The sequence below is a fragment of the Congregibacter litoralis KT71 genome (assembly GCF_000153125.2).
GTDB lineage: Bacteria > Pseudomonadota > Gammaproteobacteria > Pseudomonadales > Halieaceae > Congregibacter > Congregibacter litoralis.
In genome coordinates, this window is the sequence record NZ_CM002299.1 from 4,292,795 (window position 1) to 4,311,822 (window position 19,028).

Consider the following 19,028-nt stretch of genomic DNA (forward strand, 5'->3'; position numbering starts at 1 on the left):
AGCCCTAGACCTCGTCCTGTATGCGCAGATCCACGGGAACCGAACTACCCCCGGTAGCCCCGGAGGTAGAGGTTTCAATTTCCAGCGTGGTCATGACGTCCGTTGGATTGCCCTTGCTCGGAAAGTCGCCGAAGAAGTCACAGACGAAATCCAACACAAAGCTACGGCTCTCCCCCGGCGCCAAGGTGCCCGTGACGTTGTTTCCGGAAGGACCACCGTTGATGCTCATCCAGGGGGCAACACCGATGATGTCGAAGCTAAGCGCTGTTTCTCCATCGTTGCGCAGCGTCAGCGTGCCAAGGGCCTGGGGACAGGCGTCACCCCCGACTTCGTGGATTTCGCTGATTGTGCGCGGTCCACTGACAAGCAACAGACCCGGGGCAGGCTCCGGAGGTGGCGGAGGGTCGGGAGTAGGATCCGGGGCTGGCGCGGGGCCAGGAGCCGGGCTCGGATCTGGAGCCGGATCGGGGGCCGGATCGGGCGCGGGACCCGGGTCCGGGGTCGGTTCAGGCACAGGGGCCGGATTTGGGTTCGCCACGGGTGGCGGAGCAGGAGGATCCGCCTGGGCACCCGAAAAGTCGACACTAAGTTCGTCGCGCAAAGCAAAAGCGCTGTGGATGTTTAGCCCGGTATAGCTATTTGCCTGCTCTGCTTCCCAGTAAACATCTCCGGCGGACTGCCCTTGCAGAAAAGCAAGCTCCCGCGCCGTAGAAACCGGACAGTAGTACTCCTCGCAGCGCTTGAATCGGCTCAGCGTTACCGCCGCAGCGTTCTGCAGATCCTGAAAACTGGCGGCGAGACTCTTCTGCCGATCCACGAGAGACGCCAACTCCGTTGCAAGTTCCCGCAACTTTTTGTCTGCGGAGATCCCATAGTCTTCGACCCCACCAGGTAGAAAAAGGTTTAGACCCACTGCGTCCGCATCGCTAAGCCGCAAACTGTCACCGCGCGTTTCCAGCGCAACCGTTAGCTGACGTATTTGCGAAAGGTATTCATCCATCAGCCTCAGTTTGCCAAGACGCTTATCCTCCAGCTCGCTCAAGCGCAGCGCCAGCTTCTCGCAGGCCCGGCAGGTCGCCGATGGTGTGGGAATCGTTGCAATTCGAGGATCTGTGGCGCTGTTCATCGGATCGACGCCAAGGAAGGAACCCCAACCCCCATCGCGATCCTGCGGCTCCTCTTCGAGAAAGCTCACAATGTCTTCAGGCGTCAGATCGCGGCTTGCATCCGAAGCCGCCGGCTCGTTTTCCTGCGCGCCCACCGTCGACGACAGGGCAATCAGCAGCACAGCGCTAAACAGCACCTCCCCAAGCACTCTTTTTACCAACATGGCTTGTCCTCCGCGGTCACTTCGTAGCTACCCCTCGGGTCGCCGGTAATGGTCATCGCTTCACCGTCTTTATCGGTGGCATTCTCCAGCGCATAGGCATAGCTACCGTATGAATAGATCTCGTGCTCCAGACGAATCTCGCTGCCGTTAACCCGAAGGTCATACAGCTGCGAACCACCGGGCCCGGACACTTCCACCTGTGCTTCATCCACATAGGCAAGGTCACCCACCAGCCTGAGGCCGAAACAGGCAACGCTGTAGCTGGAAAAATGGGTGACACCGCCGGTGCCCGTTCCAATGCCGATCTTTTTCTTATCTTTTTTTGGCTCCGCAGGTGGTGGCGGAGAGGTCTTCTCTTCGAGGGGGGCCTCAGGCGGTTCCGTCTCCTCCTGGATAGGAGGTTCTGGCTGACCGATCAAAACCTCTGGCGGTTTCTGCAAAGGTGGCGGCGGGGGCGGCGCTTGCTTCTGGGGCGGCGCCGCCGGAGGCGCTTTAGCGCGTTCCTCAGACAGTAAAAACTCTGCGGCCAGAGCGAGCTGGGAATGCGTGTTTGTGCCATCCAGACTGATGGCGCTTTCGAGTTCAAAACCGACATCGTTACCAAGGGCAATGTAGGTCGAATCATCGGGCTCCCGCCCTTCGATTCCACCATCAAAATTCCTGCGATAAAAACTGAAGTAAATCGGATCGACGACGATAGACAGGGGCGTTTCCCCAAGGGAAATGATGAACTTCTCCCGGTCGGCCTTTTCCTTTTTATCTTTTTGTTCCTGAGCGTTACTGGCTGCACCCGTAACCACCCTCGGCGCCAGAGTTCCCGGGCGTTTCGACCCTTGATCGGGCAACGGTGCCTTGTCAGTTTCCTGCGCCGCACGTTTAGCATCACCAGCTCGCGCTTTCGCTACGCGCTCTGCGGGATCGATGATGCCGAAGTCCCACCCGGGCATCGCGTCCATGTTGTAGCCGGCTCTGGCCATACGCTCATAAAATTTGCGTACATCGCTCGCCGAGCGCAGCACCATGAAATCCCCATTGGGTAAGGCCACGCCGATGGGGAAATCCGCTGCCTCGAACTCATTGGCGAAGCGATTTGCCGGCCCGTGATGGACTACCTTGCCGCCCTTGTAGCCGGTTTCTCTGACCGCATCATTCAGGGCCTTCATCGTCGCCACTTCGTTCTCAGCGATGGTACCCATTTCCGGATCGTTCTCGATAAGCCTGCCCCGCTCTCCCCGGATACCGACGGCAAACAGGTCATAATCCGCCGTGATGGGGTTGCCCGCCTCGTATTGCCGATTGCCATTCGCGTCCAGTAGCGGCTTTCCGTCTTTGCCAACAACCAGCTTTCGCTCAGCGAGAACTTCCAGGTGCGTTCCGTCTTCCGCCAGGACGGGGTTGCCGTCCTTGTCGAACAACTTTTTGCGCATGGCGATAGGCTCTACGGGATCGCGCCTTACCCACTTACCATCGACATACTCTTCCCAGGGTTCACCCAGGGCTTTTTTATTGAGCTCTGAGTATTTCTTGATGTCCTTGGGCGACGCCTTGACCTTTGCATCAGGGTTTCCGAGTTTGCTGTAGCTGGCATCGGTGGGGATCAGACCCTTCACCTCTTTGGGGCCCCAGTCAGTGCTTTTGCCCTTGATGTTCATGCCCTTTGTAGCGGCATCACTCGCTATCTTTGCCGTGGAATCAGGATTGACGGGACGGATCATGATGATCTCTCCCCGCTCCTGAGCTATTTTTACAAAGGCTTCCGCATGCTCCGGCACCATGGCTGAACTGGCGATGGCAATGTCGCGCTCGGACGGACCATCGCCCGCTTTCGCAGCCTGACGCGACCCCGTCCCCGTACGGGGTCGTCCACCGTCAGGCGACACTAAAGGTGACCCATCGGGTGCTTTGGAACTTGCCTCTGGGGCATTGGGCAGGTGATCAGCCATATATTCGTTGAAAGGATTCCTCCAACCCTCGGCTGGGACATAGACCCCATCGCCTTTGGTAAGAGGCTGCGCGGTTATTCCGCTGGTTTGCCAGGCTTTGGTTCGAGTCCCCAGTGCTGAGATCTCTGCGGTTGCATCCTGCATACTCGCAACCCACACATCGCCGTTTTCCGCGCGATTGATTATCCAGTCGGTCTTCCCATCAAGGGACTTGTAAACGAAGCGCTCCAACTTCCCGTACAGCGAATGATCAATCGTCGACTGGGACACCATTCCGTCAGCCCAATCCGGACGCATTCCCTCAGGCAACTGCTCCGGGACGGCTGCCTTGCCTGCCACCGGTGTAGGATCCCCGGGTTTTACCCCAGGTAGATCGCGGGCTAAATCCGCCGCATCGGCACCGAGGGAGTCCGGTGCGCCGAGGCGGTTAGGGTCAGCAATATCAATTGCTGCCTGGCCAATGGTTATCTCGTCGTCACCATCGAGTTTACGAACCTCAAATTCATTGGTCAGACTGTCGAGTTTGGACTGCAGCGCGGCGTCAAGGTCTACGGCGCCCTCATTGATAAAACCACCGTCGGCGGACCTCGGGCCTTTGTTCAGAACGCCATCGCCCATACTCTTGGCGGGAACCGCGCGCCAAACGCCATGTTCGCCACTGAGTGCAAAAGTCCTTGGGATCATGGAGCCATCAGCGCCCTCTTCCAGCGCGATCACCATTGTCCGGCCCTGGCTCTCGAAGGGCTCGCTGACGTGGTATTTCTTTCCGCGTACTTCCAGAGTTCGCTTGGGTTCAAGCCCTGTGCGTTTCAGGCCTTCAGCGAACTCCTCCGCTGTCTGATTAGACACGCGTGTTCGCTTCGCGAGGTCGTCGGCGTTGATGCGTGCAAGAATGGCATCCCCATCTGCCTTGCTGAGCTTGCCTGCATCGGCCACATCATCCAGCTTGCTGGCTTTGGAACCGCCAAGCCAGAGATCTGCCAGGGCTTCCGTAGCGACCTGACCGGCGAACTGCGTTGCCTCGTTATAGCCTTGCTTTCCCTTGCCGGCGGTTTGCTCAACCTTTCGAAGAACGGCAGAGCCTCCGCGTTCGGCTGCGGTTGCCATCTGCTCTCTGCGTCGGGCTGCGGTCTTGCGATCACCCGCGGCAGCTTCAGCGAGAAAGTTACCCCCCGTGTAAACCGCATCGATCTTGTCGGTGCCGGTTAAGTTAGTCTGATTGTCCTTGTCTCGCACGCTGTTCGCGGCGACCTCCGTCGCCTGTGCCAACGTTTCCGTACCCACCGCCAGCAGTGTGAGCAGATCGACCACGATGTTCTTTGCGCCTATGCCAGCGCCTTTCCAGTAATAGCCGTAGCGTTCCGCAACCCCCGTCCACTCGACTTCACCTTTTTCCCAATCGACACTCTTGATCGGAAACTTGCCGATCTCCCACTCCCCGGTCTTCTCATCTCTGAGTGCAGTGTTGCCGTAATCTTCAAGCGTTGTGGCCAAAGTGATGTCATGACGTGTGTTGGCCAGGGCGTTCCCGGCGACGTTCTTTGAACGCTGAACACTTAGTGCAATCCGGGAACTATCGACATAGGCCGCTTCGTCGGCTTTTGTTTCTATTTCGATATCAGAATGGGTGGGACCAATCTCGTCATTGGCATTCTTGCGATACGTAGCATTGAGGCTGCGCGCTGCTGATTTTATCTCTGTCTCAATACCCGTCAGCCATTGGTCGCGCACCAATGTCAGCGTCTCGCGGTCTTTTTCGAGCGCGGCAACGCCCTCGTCTAGCCCCTGCGCCGCTGTTTCGTCGATCAGTTTGTTCAAGACCGCCAACTTTTCATCGAACACCCGCTCCGTGGCCACCCGCTTTGCCCTAGCGGTGAAAAACTCAGTATTCAAATCTTCGACTTCCTGCTCCCTCCGCCTCTGCTCCGCAGCCCGGGTTGTCTCGTCCGCTTTTTTTATATTCAGCTTGAGGCGATCTTCGAGGATGCGCTGCTCATTCCTGAGGGTCTTTATCTGTCCTTCGAGTCTCTGAATCTTGCGACCGTAAGCGGACATCGCCATCTCCGCAGCGCCCTGTTCAATCTGAAGCCGATCCGTTTCTTCGTCGTCAATGAGCTTTTGGGCCCAGTTCTTGCCTTTTCCTTTCTTCGCCAACGCCGCGTCCGCGGCCCTCTTACGCGCCTGGGCTTCTTTGAAAAGGCGTGTATTCAGATTCAGGCTTTTTTCTATGGGCGCGAGGATCTCCTCATAAGCCGCTTCGGACTCAATCAGATCTATTTCGTTGATCAGGATTTCTGTATTGATCGCCTCGGCGGATGACTGCGAAAGCACCTCGACGGACGTCAGGAGCAGCGAGATGCAAAGCAAGGGCAGGGAATACAGAGATTTCATGGGCTGCAGCACCATCTCACCGGCCTATAATTGCGCTGGCCCGCGCTTTCATTTGCAGCAGTTGATCAACGCTCTTGTCGTCGACGCCGCCGAAGCGCACCAACCAACCCCACTCCTCCGGTGCATTGCGCCAGTAATCCGGCACGACCTTGAGAAGGAAGCGCTCCGCAAGAAGCTGCATCGCCCGGGTACAGTCACCCTCCCGCTGCGCCGGCTCCTCGTAGCTGTTCCACCACACTTCACAGGGGTCGCTACGAGCCAGCGTGAACGGCCCCTTATCAACGTCCTCATCGCTATCGCCGGGCGGACGCCAGTGCATATGCCCACCGATGGTGTAGCGCGTTCGCTCCGGTAGACACTCCCCGTCAGGTCCATCCGGCGCCCAGGGATGCCATACGACCACCTCTCCATCAATGGGCACCCAGTTAGGTTGATGAAATATGGGAGGGGGTGTGCCCAGAGGCTGGGGACCCAGATTGGGTGGATCGACCCAGCCAAAGCCCGGGCTGGGCACACCGCCGGGTTGCGGCGGCGGAGGCTTGGGCGGCCCCGGGAGCTTCACTTTCCCGCGAATGTTCTTGGAAGATTTACGCTGGACCATCACTTCCTCACGCTCGAATTCAAGGTAAGGCGGACCGTTTACAAAAATGCGTGACAACTGCTGTGTTTCACAGTTATTGCTTATTGTGAGAACAACGGGAAACTCCTGGGAGAAGTAGCGCTCCCCCCAGTTCCAGTCGGCTCTAAACTGACTTACCGCCGGGCTTTCGGCCGAGCCAGCCGTTGCTGCGCCGGGATCCACGGAGGGGTTTTTGAGGGGATGGTAGGGGTCATCGAAGGCGTCGTGCTGAGTATCAGCCCAGCCTTCCGGGGGAGTCTCGTTGGACCAGGGCGCCACCACCTGCGCCAAGGCAAGCTGCCCGAAGCTGAGCCCCTGGGTTAAGGCAACCAGCATCATCAATAAAAGGCGATAACGAAGGTACATACGTGCATCCCCTGAGTTCATCGCTGTACAGAACCATGAGAGCTGATGGTTGCTGACGGCACCGCACAACGCGCTGAGTGTTCAGGATGCTAGGAGGAAGGCACAAAGCCCATACGTCTATTGACGTATTTTGCTGAGACGAAGGATTTCTTTTGTGGGGAAGGAGCTCAGGAGTCCCAGGAAAGTGCCTGACTGATAACCTGCGCCTGGCGAGTAACGCCTACTTTCTGACGCACCCGCTGAAGATGCGTCCGCACGGTGTTGGGACTGATAAAGTGTTCCCTCGCATACTCCTTGGAGGTGGTTCCCGCGCAAAGGGATTCCACGAGCTGGCGCTCGGCACTGGTCAAATTATGATGTTCACAGAAGCGCTTGATACGCAGGGACTTTATTGCATCCTCAGAGGTAATCCGGGCCACAAGGTCAACACGCACCTCTGGCTGCAACAGCGCCATCACTTCGCGCACGCGCTCCAGCTGCTCAGGATCGTCTTTCCGATCCACGCCCAGAATTCCACTGGCCTGAACCATATCCCGTAAATCATCGAGCAATGGTTCATCGTTATGAGTCTTTTTCCGGTCCGACTTCGAATCAGCCATAGCGTCCGATCCATTGTTCAACGATGCTCTGGACCTTAGTATAGACGCAAGGAAAAAAAAGGCCGTCTGCTAATGAGCGACAGTTTTACCGCCGCGATAGCCCTTGCCCCGGAGCAACGTCTGGTGGCCCTACAGGCCCAAGGACTCGTAATTCGCGTAGCAGACGAACGTCGGCGCTGGCAGAAAGCCTGGGATCACTTCTACGCGCGGTGGGAAAATCGCCTCATCGAACGCGTGCTCCTCTCGCGGATTCGTAAAGCATTCGATCACCTTGATAACCCTGAGGCGCTCAGAGCGATCCTGGTATCTCTGCGCGAGGATTATGCGCGGGGCAATGCAGCGACATTATCGGTAACAGCTGGATCGGCGTCTCCCCTGGAGGCTGCCGAGGATGTGCCTCTACCGGCCGCCTGGTTGGGCAAAGAGCAGCGGCTGGAACGCGTTCTGATTTACACCGCCGGCGGCGGTTTTCTTCTGCCACCGTCTCAACCCCAGATACAGGCGGCACAGCGTCTCGGAGAGTTGTGTGGGACCGACACGTTGATCAACCTCCATGCGCTTTCGCCAGAGGCGCCGTTCCCGGAACCCATAGACGACACCGAACGTCTCATCACCTGGGCCTGCGAACGCTACGGCGCAAGCAACGTCGTGCTGGCGGCCGATACAGCCGGGGCGAGTATCAGTCTTGGCGCCCTTCTGAAGATGCGCGATGCGGGGGCGGAACTACCCGCAGCGATACAACTTTTTTCTCCCTGGAACGACCTCAGTTTGTCGGGCTGGTCCTACATCACCAAGAGCGCCACCGCGGACAGCCCCTTTCGCATGGAAACCGCTGCGTTTTGTGCGCGGGCATATCTAGGTAACGTGCCAGCCAGCAACCCCCTGGCCTCAGCGGTGTTTGCGGAGCTTCACGACCTACCCGCGCTGGCGATTCACACCAGCCGCTTTGATATGCATTTTGATGACGCGCTGAGTTTGATTCAGCGCATCAGCGAAGGCGACGGGCATGGCGAAATCCGCTACTGGGACAGCCCCCGGCACCATCTGGAACGCTTTGATAGCGAAGCGGCGAATGCATCGCTAAAGATGGCATCGGGGTTTCTGCGACGTCACCTGGACGTGAGAGGTGTAGCTCCCTGACTCAGCCCGGGCGTTGACGCGCTGTCAGTCTCACTCATAACGCAAGGCGGAAACAGGCCGGGTAAGGGCCGCCCGCGCGGCCTGGTAGGCAATGGTCAGCCATGCAATGAGCAAAGCCCCCACAGCGGCAGCAATGAACAGCCAGGCCCACTCAGAGGCAGGCGCTGCATAGGCAAATCGCGTCAGCCATTGGCTCATTGCATAAAACGCCAGGGGCCATGCGATGACACTGGCAATCACAACCAGACGGGTGAAGTCCGTGGTCAGCAAAATGACGATGTCGGCAACGGAGGCGCCCATGACTTTACGGATGCCGATTTCCTTGGTGCGTCGCTCCGTCGTGAAGGATGCGAGACCGAAGAGGCCGAGAGTCGCCACAAAAATCGCGAAGGCCGAAAAAAGCCCGAACAGTTTCGCCTGCTTGTCGTCGGCCCGGTAGCGGGCATCAAAGCGATCATCGAGAAACTCCCAGTTAATGGGATCTCTGGGAAGCACTCGCTTCCATACGGCCTCCATGTGCGCAATGGCTGCCTGGGGGTTTCCCGGCGCCAACTTGACGGATAACCGTCTCCCGTAGCGCGTATGCGGCTCCGAGTAAATCGTCGCCTTGCGCTCGTCGTGGAGGGAGGAGAAGTAGAGGTCGGGAATTACGCCGATCACTTCCCGGTTCACCAGTCTGTCCAGCTCGCGGCTAACAGGCTGAACAATCACCTTGCCTACAGCCTCTTTGGGGCTCCAACCGAAACGCCGTGCGGCGGACTCATTCAAAACGACCCAGGCTTGGGTCACAGGGCTTTCGTCTGATGGCTCCTCAGGTCGCAATTCGTTGGACCGAAAGGTGCGCCCCGCCAGAAAAGAAACGCCGTAGTGCTCGAACCAGTGGGCGTCCACCTTCAGATCAGCAATAGCGAGGATATTGTCCGACACCATTTGCTTGCCCTGAGCCACATAACCCGATCCATCGAGGTTCTGCATACTCGGCACCCGCGATGAATACACCACGGACTCTATGCCCGGATGGGTTTCCATCTCTGTCCGCAGGGGCCGGTAGATTTCGTAAAGATCGACAAAATACGGCAGACTCATCACGACATTGCGTGAGCGGTCAAAACCGAGATCGAGATTTTTTGTGTAGTGCATCTGAGCCATCACGACGCCGGTGGCGATGAGCAGCGCAATCGAGGTAGTGAACTGAAACACCACCAACGATTTGCGCAGCATCGCCGATCCGCTCCCGGCAGCGGCGCCCTTGAGCACCTCCACGGGTCGAAAGTGGGACAGATAAAGCGCGGGGTACGATCCTGCCACCAGCCCTACCAGCCCCGTACCCACCACCAGGGTCAGGAGGGTCTGGGGGTCTGCCGGGGAAAAAACCAGGGGCTTTTCAAGGAAAGCGGAAAAGGGTGGCAGCACCAATTCCACCAGCGCCACAGCCAACAGCATGGAAAATGCGGTCAGCAACACGGACTCGCCCAGAAACTGACGAATAATCTGACCCCGGGTGGCGCCCACCACCTTGCGGATGCCGACTTCCCGCGCGCGCTGCGTTGAGCGGGCCGTGGTCAGGTTCATGAAGTTTACGCAGGCGATGAGCAGCACCACCATGGCTACGGCACTAAAGGTGTAAACCGTGCTCAGGCTGCCATTGGCCCGCCACTCGGAATCCCGGTTAGAGGTCAGGTGAATATCCGTAAGGCGCTGCAGACCCAGCGCTGTTCCTGAGGGTGCATCAGCGCCGCGATGCTTGATCAGGAAATCATCAAAGCGGGCGCTCAGGCGCTGGGGCTCGTAGCCCGCGGGCAAGCGAATATAGGTGAAGTAGTTATTGCTACCCCAGTTTGTCAGCTCGTCAGCACCCATGAACCCCGGAACGGCATCAATGGAGGCAACCATCTCAAAAGCCATGTGGGTGTTTTCCGGAAGATCCCTGAACACGCCGGTAACCGTTGCTTCCACCTGTCCCATGAGGTTCAGGCTTTGACCCAGGGGATCTTCGCTCCCGAAGTAGCGCTGCGCAGCACGCTCAGATAGCACCATGTTATTGGGTGTCGCCAGGGCACTGTCCCGACTGCCCGCCACAAACTCGAGATTAAAGAACTCAAAAACATTGGGGTCGGCAATAACGATGCCCTCCTCAACGGTCGTCTCGCTGCCGTGAATGATGTTTAAGGGGCCAGGCTGAAAAATCCGGGTCATATCTTCAATTTCAGCGAAGTCTTCCTGCAACAGTGGCCCGATGGGCGGGGCGACTCTGGCCAGCTTCAGGTCGTTTCCGAAGAAATCGCGGGTCACTCGATAAATACGATCCGCGTTATCCCAGTGCTTGTCGTAGGAAAGCTCGTAATTCACGAACACCGTGATAATGATGCAGCAGGCCAGACCAATGGCCAGGCCAAGAATATTAATCACGCTGAAAAGCGGATTAGCTCCGATGGTACGCAGGGCAATTTTCAGGTAGTTAAGAAACATGGGCTATCTCATCCATCTGCTGCCTCGCCATGACGTTTTCGGAGAGGATGCGCCCATCGAGCATATTCACAACCCGCGTCGCATGGTCGGCATGGGCAGGGTCGTGGGTGACCATAACGATGGTGGTTCCTTCCCGGTTCAGATCGTTGAGTAGAGCAAGCACTTCCTCACCGTTGCTGCTATCGAGATTTCCTGTCGGCTCATCCGCCAGAATGAGCGCCGGATTACTGATCACCGCCCGGGCGACGGCAACGCGCTGCTGCTGCCCGCCGGACAGCTGCTGGGGCCGATGGTCAGCGCGGTGAGCAATGTTCACGCGCTCAAGAACCTCCATAACGCGGCGCTCACGCTCGGCGGGCTTTACCTTCTGATAGAGCAGGGGCAGTTGAACGTTTTCGCGAACGGATAGTTCGTCGATGAGATTGAAGCTCTGAAAGATAAAACCCAGGCGCTTCTTGCGAATGACAGCCAGTTCCTGTTCCGAGCAACCCGAGATCCTTTCACCCTGGAGGGAGTAGGTGCCGGCAGAGGCGGAGTCCAGCATTCCCAGTACATTGAGGAGCGTAGATTTGCCGCAGCCCGACGGGCCCATAATCGCAATGAACTCTCCTTTTTCAATCTGTAGGTTGATGCCATCTAACGCGGTCGTCTCCACATCAGAGGTCCGGTATACCTTGCACAGGTCTGTCATCTCGATCATTTTTTGTTCCTGCCTAGCGGTCTATGAAGAGTCGATCAACGTTTATGAAGCTGCTGTAGGAGGACGTGATCACTACGTCCCCGGGCAGTAGGCCCGAGACCACTTCAATTTGATTTGGATTGCGACGGCCCAGCTGAACATCGCGGCGCGTCGCCACGCTGCGATCCGGACTGAGAACGAATACCCAGGCGCCGCCGGTGTCGATAAGAAAAGCCCCGTTACTCACGAGCGTTGCCTGCTCCTCGGTATCACCGAGCATCAGACGCAGTTGCAAAGTCTGACCGCGGCGAATGTTGCCCGGGGTGTCATCCAGGAAGCGCAGGTCGACCTCAAACTGTGCACCGGAGACCTCCGGATAAATCTTACTGAGCTCTAGCGTGTAGGCCTTTCCGTCAAGCTCCAGTCTCGCTCGCTGGCCGACACTGACCCGATTCAGATAAAACTCATTGACCAGGGCAGAGGCTTTGAAGTGATCGACGTCATCGATTTGTCCCAGGCGCTCACCGCGGGCTTTAGACTCGCCAATCTCGGCGTCGAAGGATGAGAGCAGTCCGCTGCGTGGGGCGACAATCAGCAGGTTCTCCAGATTCGCCCGTGCCAGGGTCAGGTTTTGCTCCAGCTGTGAAACCGAGGCTTGAAGTTGTTGCATCTGCGCAACGCGGATGCGCTCATCCTGGGCCTGACTCGCCAGGGTGATTTCCCGCCGTTTGCTCCAGTACTCAAGTTCGTCCAGGGCATTTTCATACTCATTGCGAGAGATAAACTCCTTACCTTCGAGCTCGGTGTAGCGTTTGACGAGGCGCCCGAGGCGAGTCATCTGGTAGTCAATCTCCACCAGGTCGCCCTTCAGGCTCAGGCGATTCTGCTCGATAGCCAGCTCCGTGTTTCGCAGATTGTTCAGCTGCTCGCTGACCTCGGCCTCCCGCGCGATAACGTCGAGCTGCAGGGTGGTGTTGCTTAACTCCACCAGAGGCTGCCCCGCCGCAACGGTAGCCCCCTCCTCCACCAGAAGACGCTCTACCCGGCCACCTTCGATCGCGTCGAGAAACACGCTCCGTCCGGGTTCAACAATGGCTCGCAGGGGGATGTAATCTTCATAGGTGCCCGTGGTCACCGTGTCCGTGCGGATTCGCTGTCCGTCGAGGGTGAAGCTTGTTGAGTAATCACGAGTGGCAAACCAGACGCCGGCAGCGACCAGGGCCGCAACAACCAGAGCGGGGACGAGCCATCGGGGAAGAGTTTGGCCTTGTATCGGGCGATCCATACTCGAGCTAGCTTGCGTTTGTTTATTCATAGCTTCTGTAACGCAAGGATCGGCCCAACTTCACCAGTAATAAAATCAATGACTTAGGACCGGAGTCGCCGCCGCCATTGTTCACTTATGCAAATAGGTGTTCGAATTCGAACACTTGAGGGACTACACTGGCCCCATGACTGACAAGACCACCCTGCTCATCGTCGACGATGACGAGGACGTATTAACCGCCGCCCGGCTTCTCCTGCGCCGGCACTTCGGCCGTGTGATTACCCAGACTGATCCCGGCAAAATCCCCGAACTCATGGCCGCTGAGGCAATCGATGTGTTCCTCCTGGACATGAATTTCGCCATCGGCAGAAACAGCGGCAAAGAGGGCTTGCACTGGCTGGGAGACATTCGGCAGCGCGACCCGAATGCCGTGGTGGTTCTTATGACTGCCTTCGGCGACCTCAACACGGCAGTGGCGGCGATGCGTGAGGGTGCGACGGATTTTGTGCTCAAGCCCTGGCAGAACGACAGACTGATCGCGACCCTACGCGTAGCCGCAGATTTGCGACACACCCGGGCTCAACTCAGCGCACTGACCGCCCCACCGCCCGAAGAAACCATGATCGCCGGATCTGCGTCCATGCAGCGCGTCATGAAAATGGTGGAGCGAGTCGCAGGCACCGACGCCACCGTCCTGATCCGGGGCGAGAATGGCACGGGTAAGGAGTTGATTGCCCAAGAGCTGCACCGTCTTTCTGCCCGCTCCGACGCGCCAATGGTCAGCGTCGATCTGGGGGCCCTCGCCGAGAGCCTGTTTGAAAGCGAACTCTTCGGACATCGGCGCGGTGCCTTTACCGGGGCCGACAGTGATCGGGCGGGACGTTTTCAGGCGGCCAGCGGCGGCACGCTTTTTCTGGATGAGATTGGCAACCTGCCCCTCGCGCTCCAGACAAAACTATTGCGCGCACTGGAAAACCGTGAAGTCACTCCCCTGGGTGCAGACCAAGAGATCGACGTGGATATTCGACTCATTGCAGCCACTAACCAGCCCCTGGAGGACATGGTTGCCCGCGGCGAGTTCCGCGAGGATTTGCTCTACCGAATCAACACCATCTCCATTGAACTGCCGCCCCTGCGGGAGCGCCTTGAAGATCTGCCGGAGTTGGCGCGCTTCTTCGCCGCACAGGCCGCACGACGGTACCGCCTGCCCGCCAAGGAAGTTCCGGCAAAGGTCCTTCAGCGATTGGCACAGTGGAGCTGGCCGGGCAACATCCGGGAGCTGTCGCATACCATGGAGCGCGCCGTGATCATGGGCGAGCGTGATGCTCTCGCCATTGAAGACTTTGATCTTAAGTCCCGGCAGGTAGACGCCGCGGCTGAAACGCTCAATCTGGAAGAGAATGAACGCAGGCTGGTACAAACGGCTCTCCAACGGTACGAAGGGAATGTGTCGAGAGCGGCCGACGCTCTGGGCATCACCCGTGCAGCGCTGTACCGACGAATGGAAAAGTTCGATCTGTGAAGCAGCGCTTCCGGCAGCGGTTTCGTTGGGCCACCATTTTTCAGGTTTTGCTACTGACGGTGACGCTGTCGCTGCTCGCGCTTTCTTTGACGGGCAGGGACTACCGTGCCGTGCCGTTGATATTGAGTATGATCGCGGCGCTACAGCTATTCCTTCTGATACGTTCGGTTCACGCGCATGTAAACGCGCTGGAAGACTTTTTTGCCGCTGTCGCCTACGAGGACTTTACAAAGCGCTTCCTTGAAGAGGACCTGGACGGAGAACTCCGAGATGCCTTTAACCGCATTCTTGCGCGTTTCCGCACGGCCAGCGCCGAGCGTGAACTCCAGGCGGGTTATCTCGATACGGTTGTACGCCATGTGCCGGTCGCGCTCCTGGCCGCCAAGGCCGACGGTAGCCTGTCCATCGTCAATAACCCCGCGCGGCGACTTACGGGGCTGACGGGTTTACGTCATCTAGACGACCTGGCTCAGCTCGCGCCGGATCTACCCGGCGCCCTAAGTGAAATCGGGGCGGGGCAACAACGCCTGCTACAAACCCGTTTGCGGGGTATTCCCGCGGAACTTCGCGTGTCCGTATCAGAAATCCGTCGTGATGGCGCCGTAGAGCGACTTTACTCCCTGGAAAACTTATCCGGTGAGCTATCGGCCCGGGAGAGCAGCGCCTGGCGCAACCTGATTCGCGTGCTGACCCACGAGATCATGAATACCCTGACCCCCGTGAGTTCCCTGGCAGAAACTGCCAGCGGTATGCTCAATGAAAGCGCCGCGCTTCGTAAGGATCCCGCCATCGACGATATACGCGAAGCGGTTGAGACCATCGGACGCCGCAGCTCCGGACTCACGCGCTTCGTGACCCGTTATCGGGAGCTTATGCAGGTGCCGAATCCGGAGCTCTCGGAGATAGTCGTGGCGGACCTGCTGCGCGACCTGATCAACCTTGAGAAGCAGGCCCTGGATGGCGTCGAAACGCGGCTATCCGTACAGCCGGAAACCCTGACAATCACCGCAGACCGGCAATTGATCGAGCAGGTGCTGATCAACGTGTTAAAGAATTCCATCGAGGCGCTGCATGATGAGAAACAGTCCTTCATCACGCTTACAGCACGCCTGGACTACGGTCGCACCTTGATCGACATAGAGGACAACGGACCGGGAGTGCCAGAGGACCTGCTGGACGAAGTGTTCATTCCGTTTTTCACTACCAAACGCGAAGGCAGCGGTATCGGGCTTTCGCTGAGTCGACAGATAATGACGGCGCATGGCGGCGATGTCATCATGGAGCGACTCCCGGAAGGCACACGAACGCGGCTGGTGTTTGTGTGATTCCTGTGCCGGAACAGCCCAATGGACCAATGATTAGAGATAGGGCACGTTGATCTGAAATCTGCAGCGATCTATTACGCCACCACGAGCCCCAGCTAGCGGGGTTAGTAAATCATAGCTCGGAGGCCTACCAGACCCCAGCGACTTTCCGTTTTTAGGAAGCACGTACCAAACAATTGTTTGCTTCGTATCGCGGCTCACGACAGCCGGGCTTGTATGGGTGTACCTTAGCCAAACGCCATCGGGTCCTTCAAAAGCCTGCGGATCAAGCAGCCGGATCTTGCCGGAATTAAGATACACGGTCGCTAGGAACAATCTCTCAAAAGAGAAATCGACATCAAAGTCTACGGGTTTCTGACCCCGGCAGAACGAGAGCCGATCGAGCTCTTGCTGGGACTGCACCGTATGCGCTCGCGTCAGGAAAACAGTCTTCGACGACCCTGTGCCGCGCACATCACCCTGCCGGTGCTCAGGTTCACTGACCTGCCACTGCCCGTTCACTCGTTTAACCACAACCACGGCATGAAACGGTCTGTATCCCTTTGGCCCTACTCCCGTTAAGAACCTTGCGGAGACTCGTATTGCGTCGTCAGAAAGCCTCGTTGTTTTGAGAGAATCCTGAAAAAACCAACCCTGGACTACCGGGGCAACGGCTCCAGTGCCAAGGCCGGCAGCGGAGCCCTTCGGAGAATCCAGAAGATATAAGCCACCAGAGCAGGGGTGACTAAAAATCGACAGCCGCTTATCAATAATGCTCAAAAGACGGCCCTTGGAAGGATTCTCAAGGACACAGTCAACGACGACTGAAGACGGCCTTTCGATGTCATCCGCCCCGGGAGCGATCGCTGTATCGGCCCGTGCCGAAGCGATCAATACTAAAGAAAAACAAAAACTCAGTGCGAACAGTCTTTTCATTTCAGATCCTCCTGATGCGTAACCGTCGGGAGGATCTTCTCTTACCACTGAAACGGTAGTAATGGGGTAAACACCCCAATCAACACATCACTCAGTCAATCAATCAATCATCGGTAAAGAAACATACGCAGAGGTGCCCTTTCCTTCGCGGGAGAGCAAGCGGAAGTCTGCGCTCGCACTGCGGCAGAGCTCACTTACGATTCCCAGGCCCAGTCCCTGGCCGTCGGAGTCCATGCCTTTGACGCCAGGTTCAAGCACCGTTTCTAATGTGTTGCTGTCAATTCCAGCGCCATCATCATGAACCTGAAACACCATCTTGGCACCGCGTCGCCGAAAACCAACGACAATTCGTTTTGCCTGAGCGTGCGCCAGGGCATTGGACACCAAATTGGTCATGACCCTCATCATGGGCAAGGGTTCGACCAAAACGCTACCTTTGGCACAAACAACGCGCAGTCGGACTCCCTGCTCTTCGGCCTGTCCTGAGAACATTTGCTCCAACATTTGCGCGAATGTTTGCACATCGACTGCTTCGGCTTCGCCGGAGGTGGAATCACCGGGTTCAAGCTCGGCATCGTTACTGTGGGTATCCGCAGAGTCATCCCCGACATAGGCGTGGGAAAGACTGGCGATGTAATCAATGGCTCTCGATAGTTTGCCTGCATCGTCGCTTTGCCCAGCGCGCTGCATTTGGTCTACCGCGTGCCTCAGCGCAATCACCGGTTGCTTGAGGTCGTGCGATACGGTGGCAAGCCTGGATCGATGCTGGCTAGCGGCCGTCAGTGCATCCTGATAATCCGACCGCGCCTGACTCAGAGCGAGCTGCAACTGCGCCTCGTTACGCTCTGCTTCAAGAACTTGCCGCTCCGCTTTGAGTTTCTCTCTGGTATTGGCCACGATCTGCCATACCACCGCCGCCAACGAGGACATGGCGTAGAGGAGCGCAGTGAAGCGGTTGAGCTCGTTCATTCGCGCCTGCGAAAGACCCTCACCGGTGTAATGAACCACTTGTATTGCGATCGCTATACCAGCAAAACCGAGAGGGAAAAAGCGCGTCAGTCTTCGCTGCAGGGGGTCTCTCACGGACCAGGTCATCGGTGGTAGGGCCTGAGAGACCAGCATCAAAAAGAACAACAGATTTACCGGCAGCCACATGAAAGCGAGAGAGATGTTACCGAGCCAAAACACACAGCTGGCAGGAAAACACGCAGATATAAGCGCTAACAATTTAAAACCAGGCTTAAACCGTGCCAGAGGATGATGCAGCTCTATTCTTGCCGAGACGATGATAAAACCAATTGCTGTCGTAGAAGACAGGAGAAGAAACGGCACCACCCAGACAACAAAGTCACCGCCTCCTAAAAGATAAGCCAGGTTGCCGTCCATACTGGCCACACTGAGGAGCAACAGCGAAAACAAGGCAACATACGCCATCCACTGAAATTCTCGGTAGGCCAGAATCACGGCAGCCGAAACGGCGATGATGGTTATGGAGAATGTGTAAAAAACGGCATCGCCCATTGCTGGCACATAGTTCTCTGTGAGCGCAGAGGCTCCCGCCGCCCACACTAAAGTGCCCAGGCCGCATGCAAGCCGCAGAAACCGCTTACAGACTCGAGACTGACTCACACTGCCCGGACGAGCGCGCTTGAGCATTAAATGAGCTAGTGTTTTCACCATGCCGGATCCCTGATTACCGCCGAATTCTCCTTGCATAGTCGGGGATTGCCTTCGGTGATGCCATGGGGCATTCACCCCATATTGCTAAGTAGCGTCGATCAAACCGTCTTTGAGAGCTCTAGCCATAAGTTGCGCAACGGAGTGCACCTCCAGCTTCAACATAACGCTGCCGCGATGTTTTTCCACTGTTTTAGGACTGATATTCAGCTCTTGGGCGATTTCTTTATTCGACTTTCCCATGACAATCATGTTGAGCACCTGCCGCTCTCGCCCAGTGAGTGTTTCACCTTGCTGCCCTTTGCGAATGATGTCCGTAAGCTCCGGCGCGACGTATCGTTCTCCCATCAGAATAAGCGGCAACTTCGCCAGCATATCTCGCGCTGGGCTGAGCTTGCTAAAGATTGCATCTGCTCCGGCTTCCAAAATGCCCGCCAAAACGCTTGGGGAGGTAACGCCGGTAAAAATAACTATCCGCGTATCCGGACTCCAGCGTCGAACGTCGTGAATAATCTCCGCGCCACCGGCGAGGGGCATCGAAACATCAAGAAATAAAAGTCCTGGTCGTTTTGCCTTAATAGCGGCAATCGCTTCAAGCCCGTTTTCTGCGGTACCGACAATCTCGAAGTTGCCGGGCGAATCCGCCGCTCCGGGTAGCGTCGCCACACTTAACAAATCGTAAATAGCATCACGAATAATGGAATGGTCGTCGGCGATAACAACGGTAGTGGTTCCTGTGGGCGCTTCGCTGGACATTCGCACTCCTTAATTCGCCAACGATTAGTG

13 protein-coding genes are annotated in these 19,028 nt (G+C 57.3%); 3 read left to right on the top strand and 10 right to left on the bottom strand.

Annotated features, from left to right (window positions below; genetic code table 11):
• Nucleotides 1–4 precede the first annotated feature (4 nt).
• The 4 genes from KT71_RS19920 to KT71_RS19340 form a co-directional block, all read right to left on the bottom strand.
• Entirely contained in the window at nucleotides 5–1,330 is a 1,326-nt protein-coding gene (locus KT71_RS19920) for a hypothetical protein (RefSeq protein ID WP_008293626.1), read from the bottom strand.
• Entirely contained in the window at nucleotides 1,321–5,664 is a 4,344-nt protein-coding gene (locus KT71_RS19330) for an anthrax toxin-like adenylyl cyclase domain-containing protein (RefSeq protein WP_169729174.1), read from the bottom strand. Before KT71_RS19330 ends, KT71_RS19920 begins: the two co-directional genes overlap by 10 nt.
• 16 nt (nucleotides 5,665–5,680) lie before the next feature.
• Nucleotides 5,681–6,649, bottom strand: a complete 969-nt coding sequence (locus KT71_RS19335) for a hypothetical protein (RefSeq protein WP_023660381.1) — start codon at nucleotides 6,647–6,649, stop codon at nucleotides 5,681–5,683.
• A gap of 167 nt (nucleotides 6,650–6,816) precedes the next feature.
• A complete protein-coding gene (locus KT71_RS19340) occupies nucleotides 6,817–7,248 on the bottom strand; it encodes a helix-turn-helix transcriptional regulator (protein ID WP_023660382.1) in 432 nt (143 codons plus the stop codon).
• A 72-nt stretch (nucleotides 7,249–7,320) separates the two neighbouring features.
• Here KT71_RS19340 and KT71_RS19925 point away from each other — a divergent pair, with 72 nt between their 5' ends.
• A complete protein-coding gene (locus KT71_RS19925; RefSeq protein ID WP_008293622.1) occupies nucleotides 7,321–8,388 on the top strand; it encodes an alpha/beta hydrolase fold domain-containing protein in 1,068 nt (355 codons plus the stop codon).
• 30 nt (nucleotides 8,389–8,418) lie between these two features.
• Here KT71_RS19925 and KT71_RS19350 read toward each other — a convergent pair whose 3' ends face one another.
• The 3 genes from KT71_RS19350 to KT71_RS19360 are packed head-to-tail and all read right to left on the bottom strand — an operon-like array spanning nucleotide 8,419 to nucleotide 12,821.
• The gene (locus KT71_RS19350) at nucleotides 8,419–10,857 is read right to left on the bottom strand and encodes an ABC transporter permease (protein WP_008293621.1); all 2,439 of its coding nucleotides are present in this window, start codon (nucleotides 10,855–10,857) and stop codon (nucleotides 8,419–8,421) included.
• Nucleotides 10,847–11,557 (bottom strand): ABC transporter ATP-binding protein, encoded by a 711-nt coding sequence (locus tag KT71_RS19355; protein ID WP_008293620.1) that lies wholly within the window; start codon nucleotides 11,555–11,557, stop codon nucleotides 10,847–10,849. Before KT71_RS19355 ends, KT71_RS19350 begins: the two co-directional genes overlap by 11 nt.
• Nucleotides 11,558–11,570: 13 nt before the next feature.
• Nucleotides 11,571–12,821: an efflux RND transporter periplasmic adaptor subunit gene (locus KT71_RS19360; protein WP_023660383.1), complete on the bottom strand. Its 1,251-nt coding sequence runs from the start codon at nucleotides 12,819–12,821 to the stop codon at nucleotides 11,571–11,573.
• A gap of 166 nt (nucleotides 12,822–12,987) precedes the next feature.
• On the opposite strand from KT71_RS19360, the gene KT71_RS19365 reads away from it, so the two are divergent.
• Both KT71_RS19365 and KT71_RS19370 read left to right on the top strand, forming a co-directional pair.
• A complete protein-coding gene (locus tag KT71_RS19365) occupies nucleotides 12,988–14,325 on the top strand; it encodes a sigma-54-dependent transcriptional regulator (protein ID WP_008293618.1) in 1,338 nt (445 codons plus the stop codon).
• Nucleotides 14,322–15,650 carry a sensor histidine kinase gene (locus KT71_RS19370; protein ID WP_008293617.1) on the top strand — a complete coding sequence of 443 codons (1,329 nt, stop codon included), beginning with the start codon at nucleotides 14,322–14,324 and terminating at the stop codon, nucleotides 15,648–15,650. Before KT71_RS19365 ends, KT71_RS19370 begins: the two co-directional genes overlap by 4 nt.
• Nucleotides 15,651–15,683: 33 nt before the next feature.
• Here the strand turns inward: KT71_RS19370 and KT71_RS19375 are convergent, their stop codons facing one another.
• The 3 genes from KT71_RS19375 to KT71_RS19385 all read right to left on the bottom strand — a co-directional run bounded on the left by KT71_RS19375 (nucleotide 15,684) and on the right by KT71_RS19385 (nucleotide 18,998).
• Nucleotides 15,684–16,565 (bottom strand): hypothetical protein, encoded by an 882-nt coding sequence (locus KT71_RS19375; protein ID WP_023660384.1) that lies wholly within the window; start codon nucleotides 16,563–16,565, stop codon nucleotides 15,684–15,686.
• A gap of 99 nt (nucleotides 16,566–16,664) precedes the next feature.
• On the bottom strand, nucleotides 16,665–18,086 hold the full coding sequence (locus tag KT71_RS19380) for a sensor histidine kinase (RefSeq protein WP_238549561.1): 1,422 nt from the start codon (nucleotides 18,084–18,086) through the stop codon (nucleotides 16,665–16,667).
• Nucleotides 18,087–18,329: 243 nt separating this feature from the next.
• The gene (locus tag KT71_RS19385) at nucleotides 18,330–18,998 is read right to left on the bottom strand and encodes a LuxR C-terminal-related transcriptional regulator (RefSeq protein WP_008293614.1); all 669 of its coding nucleotides are present in this window, start codon (nucleotides 18,996–18,998) and stop codon (nucleotides 18,330–18,332) included.
• Between the last annotated feature and the right edge of the window lie 30 nt (nucleotides 18,999–19,028).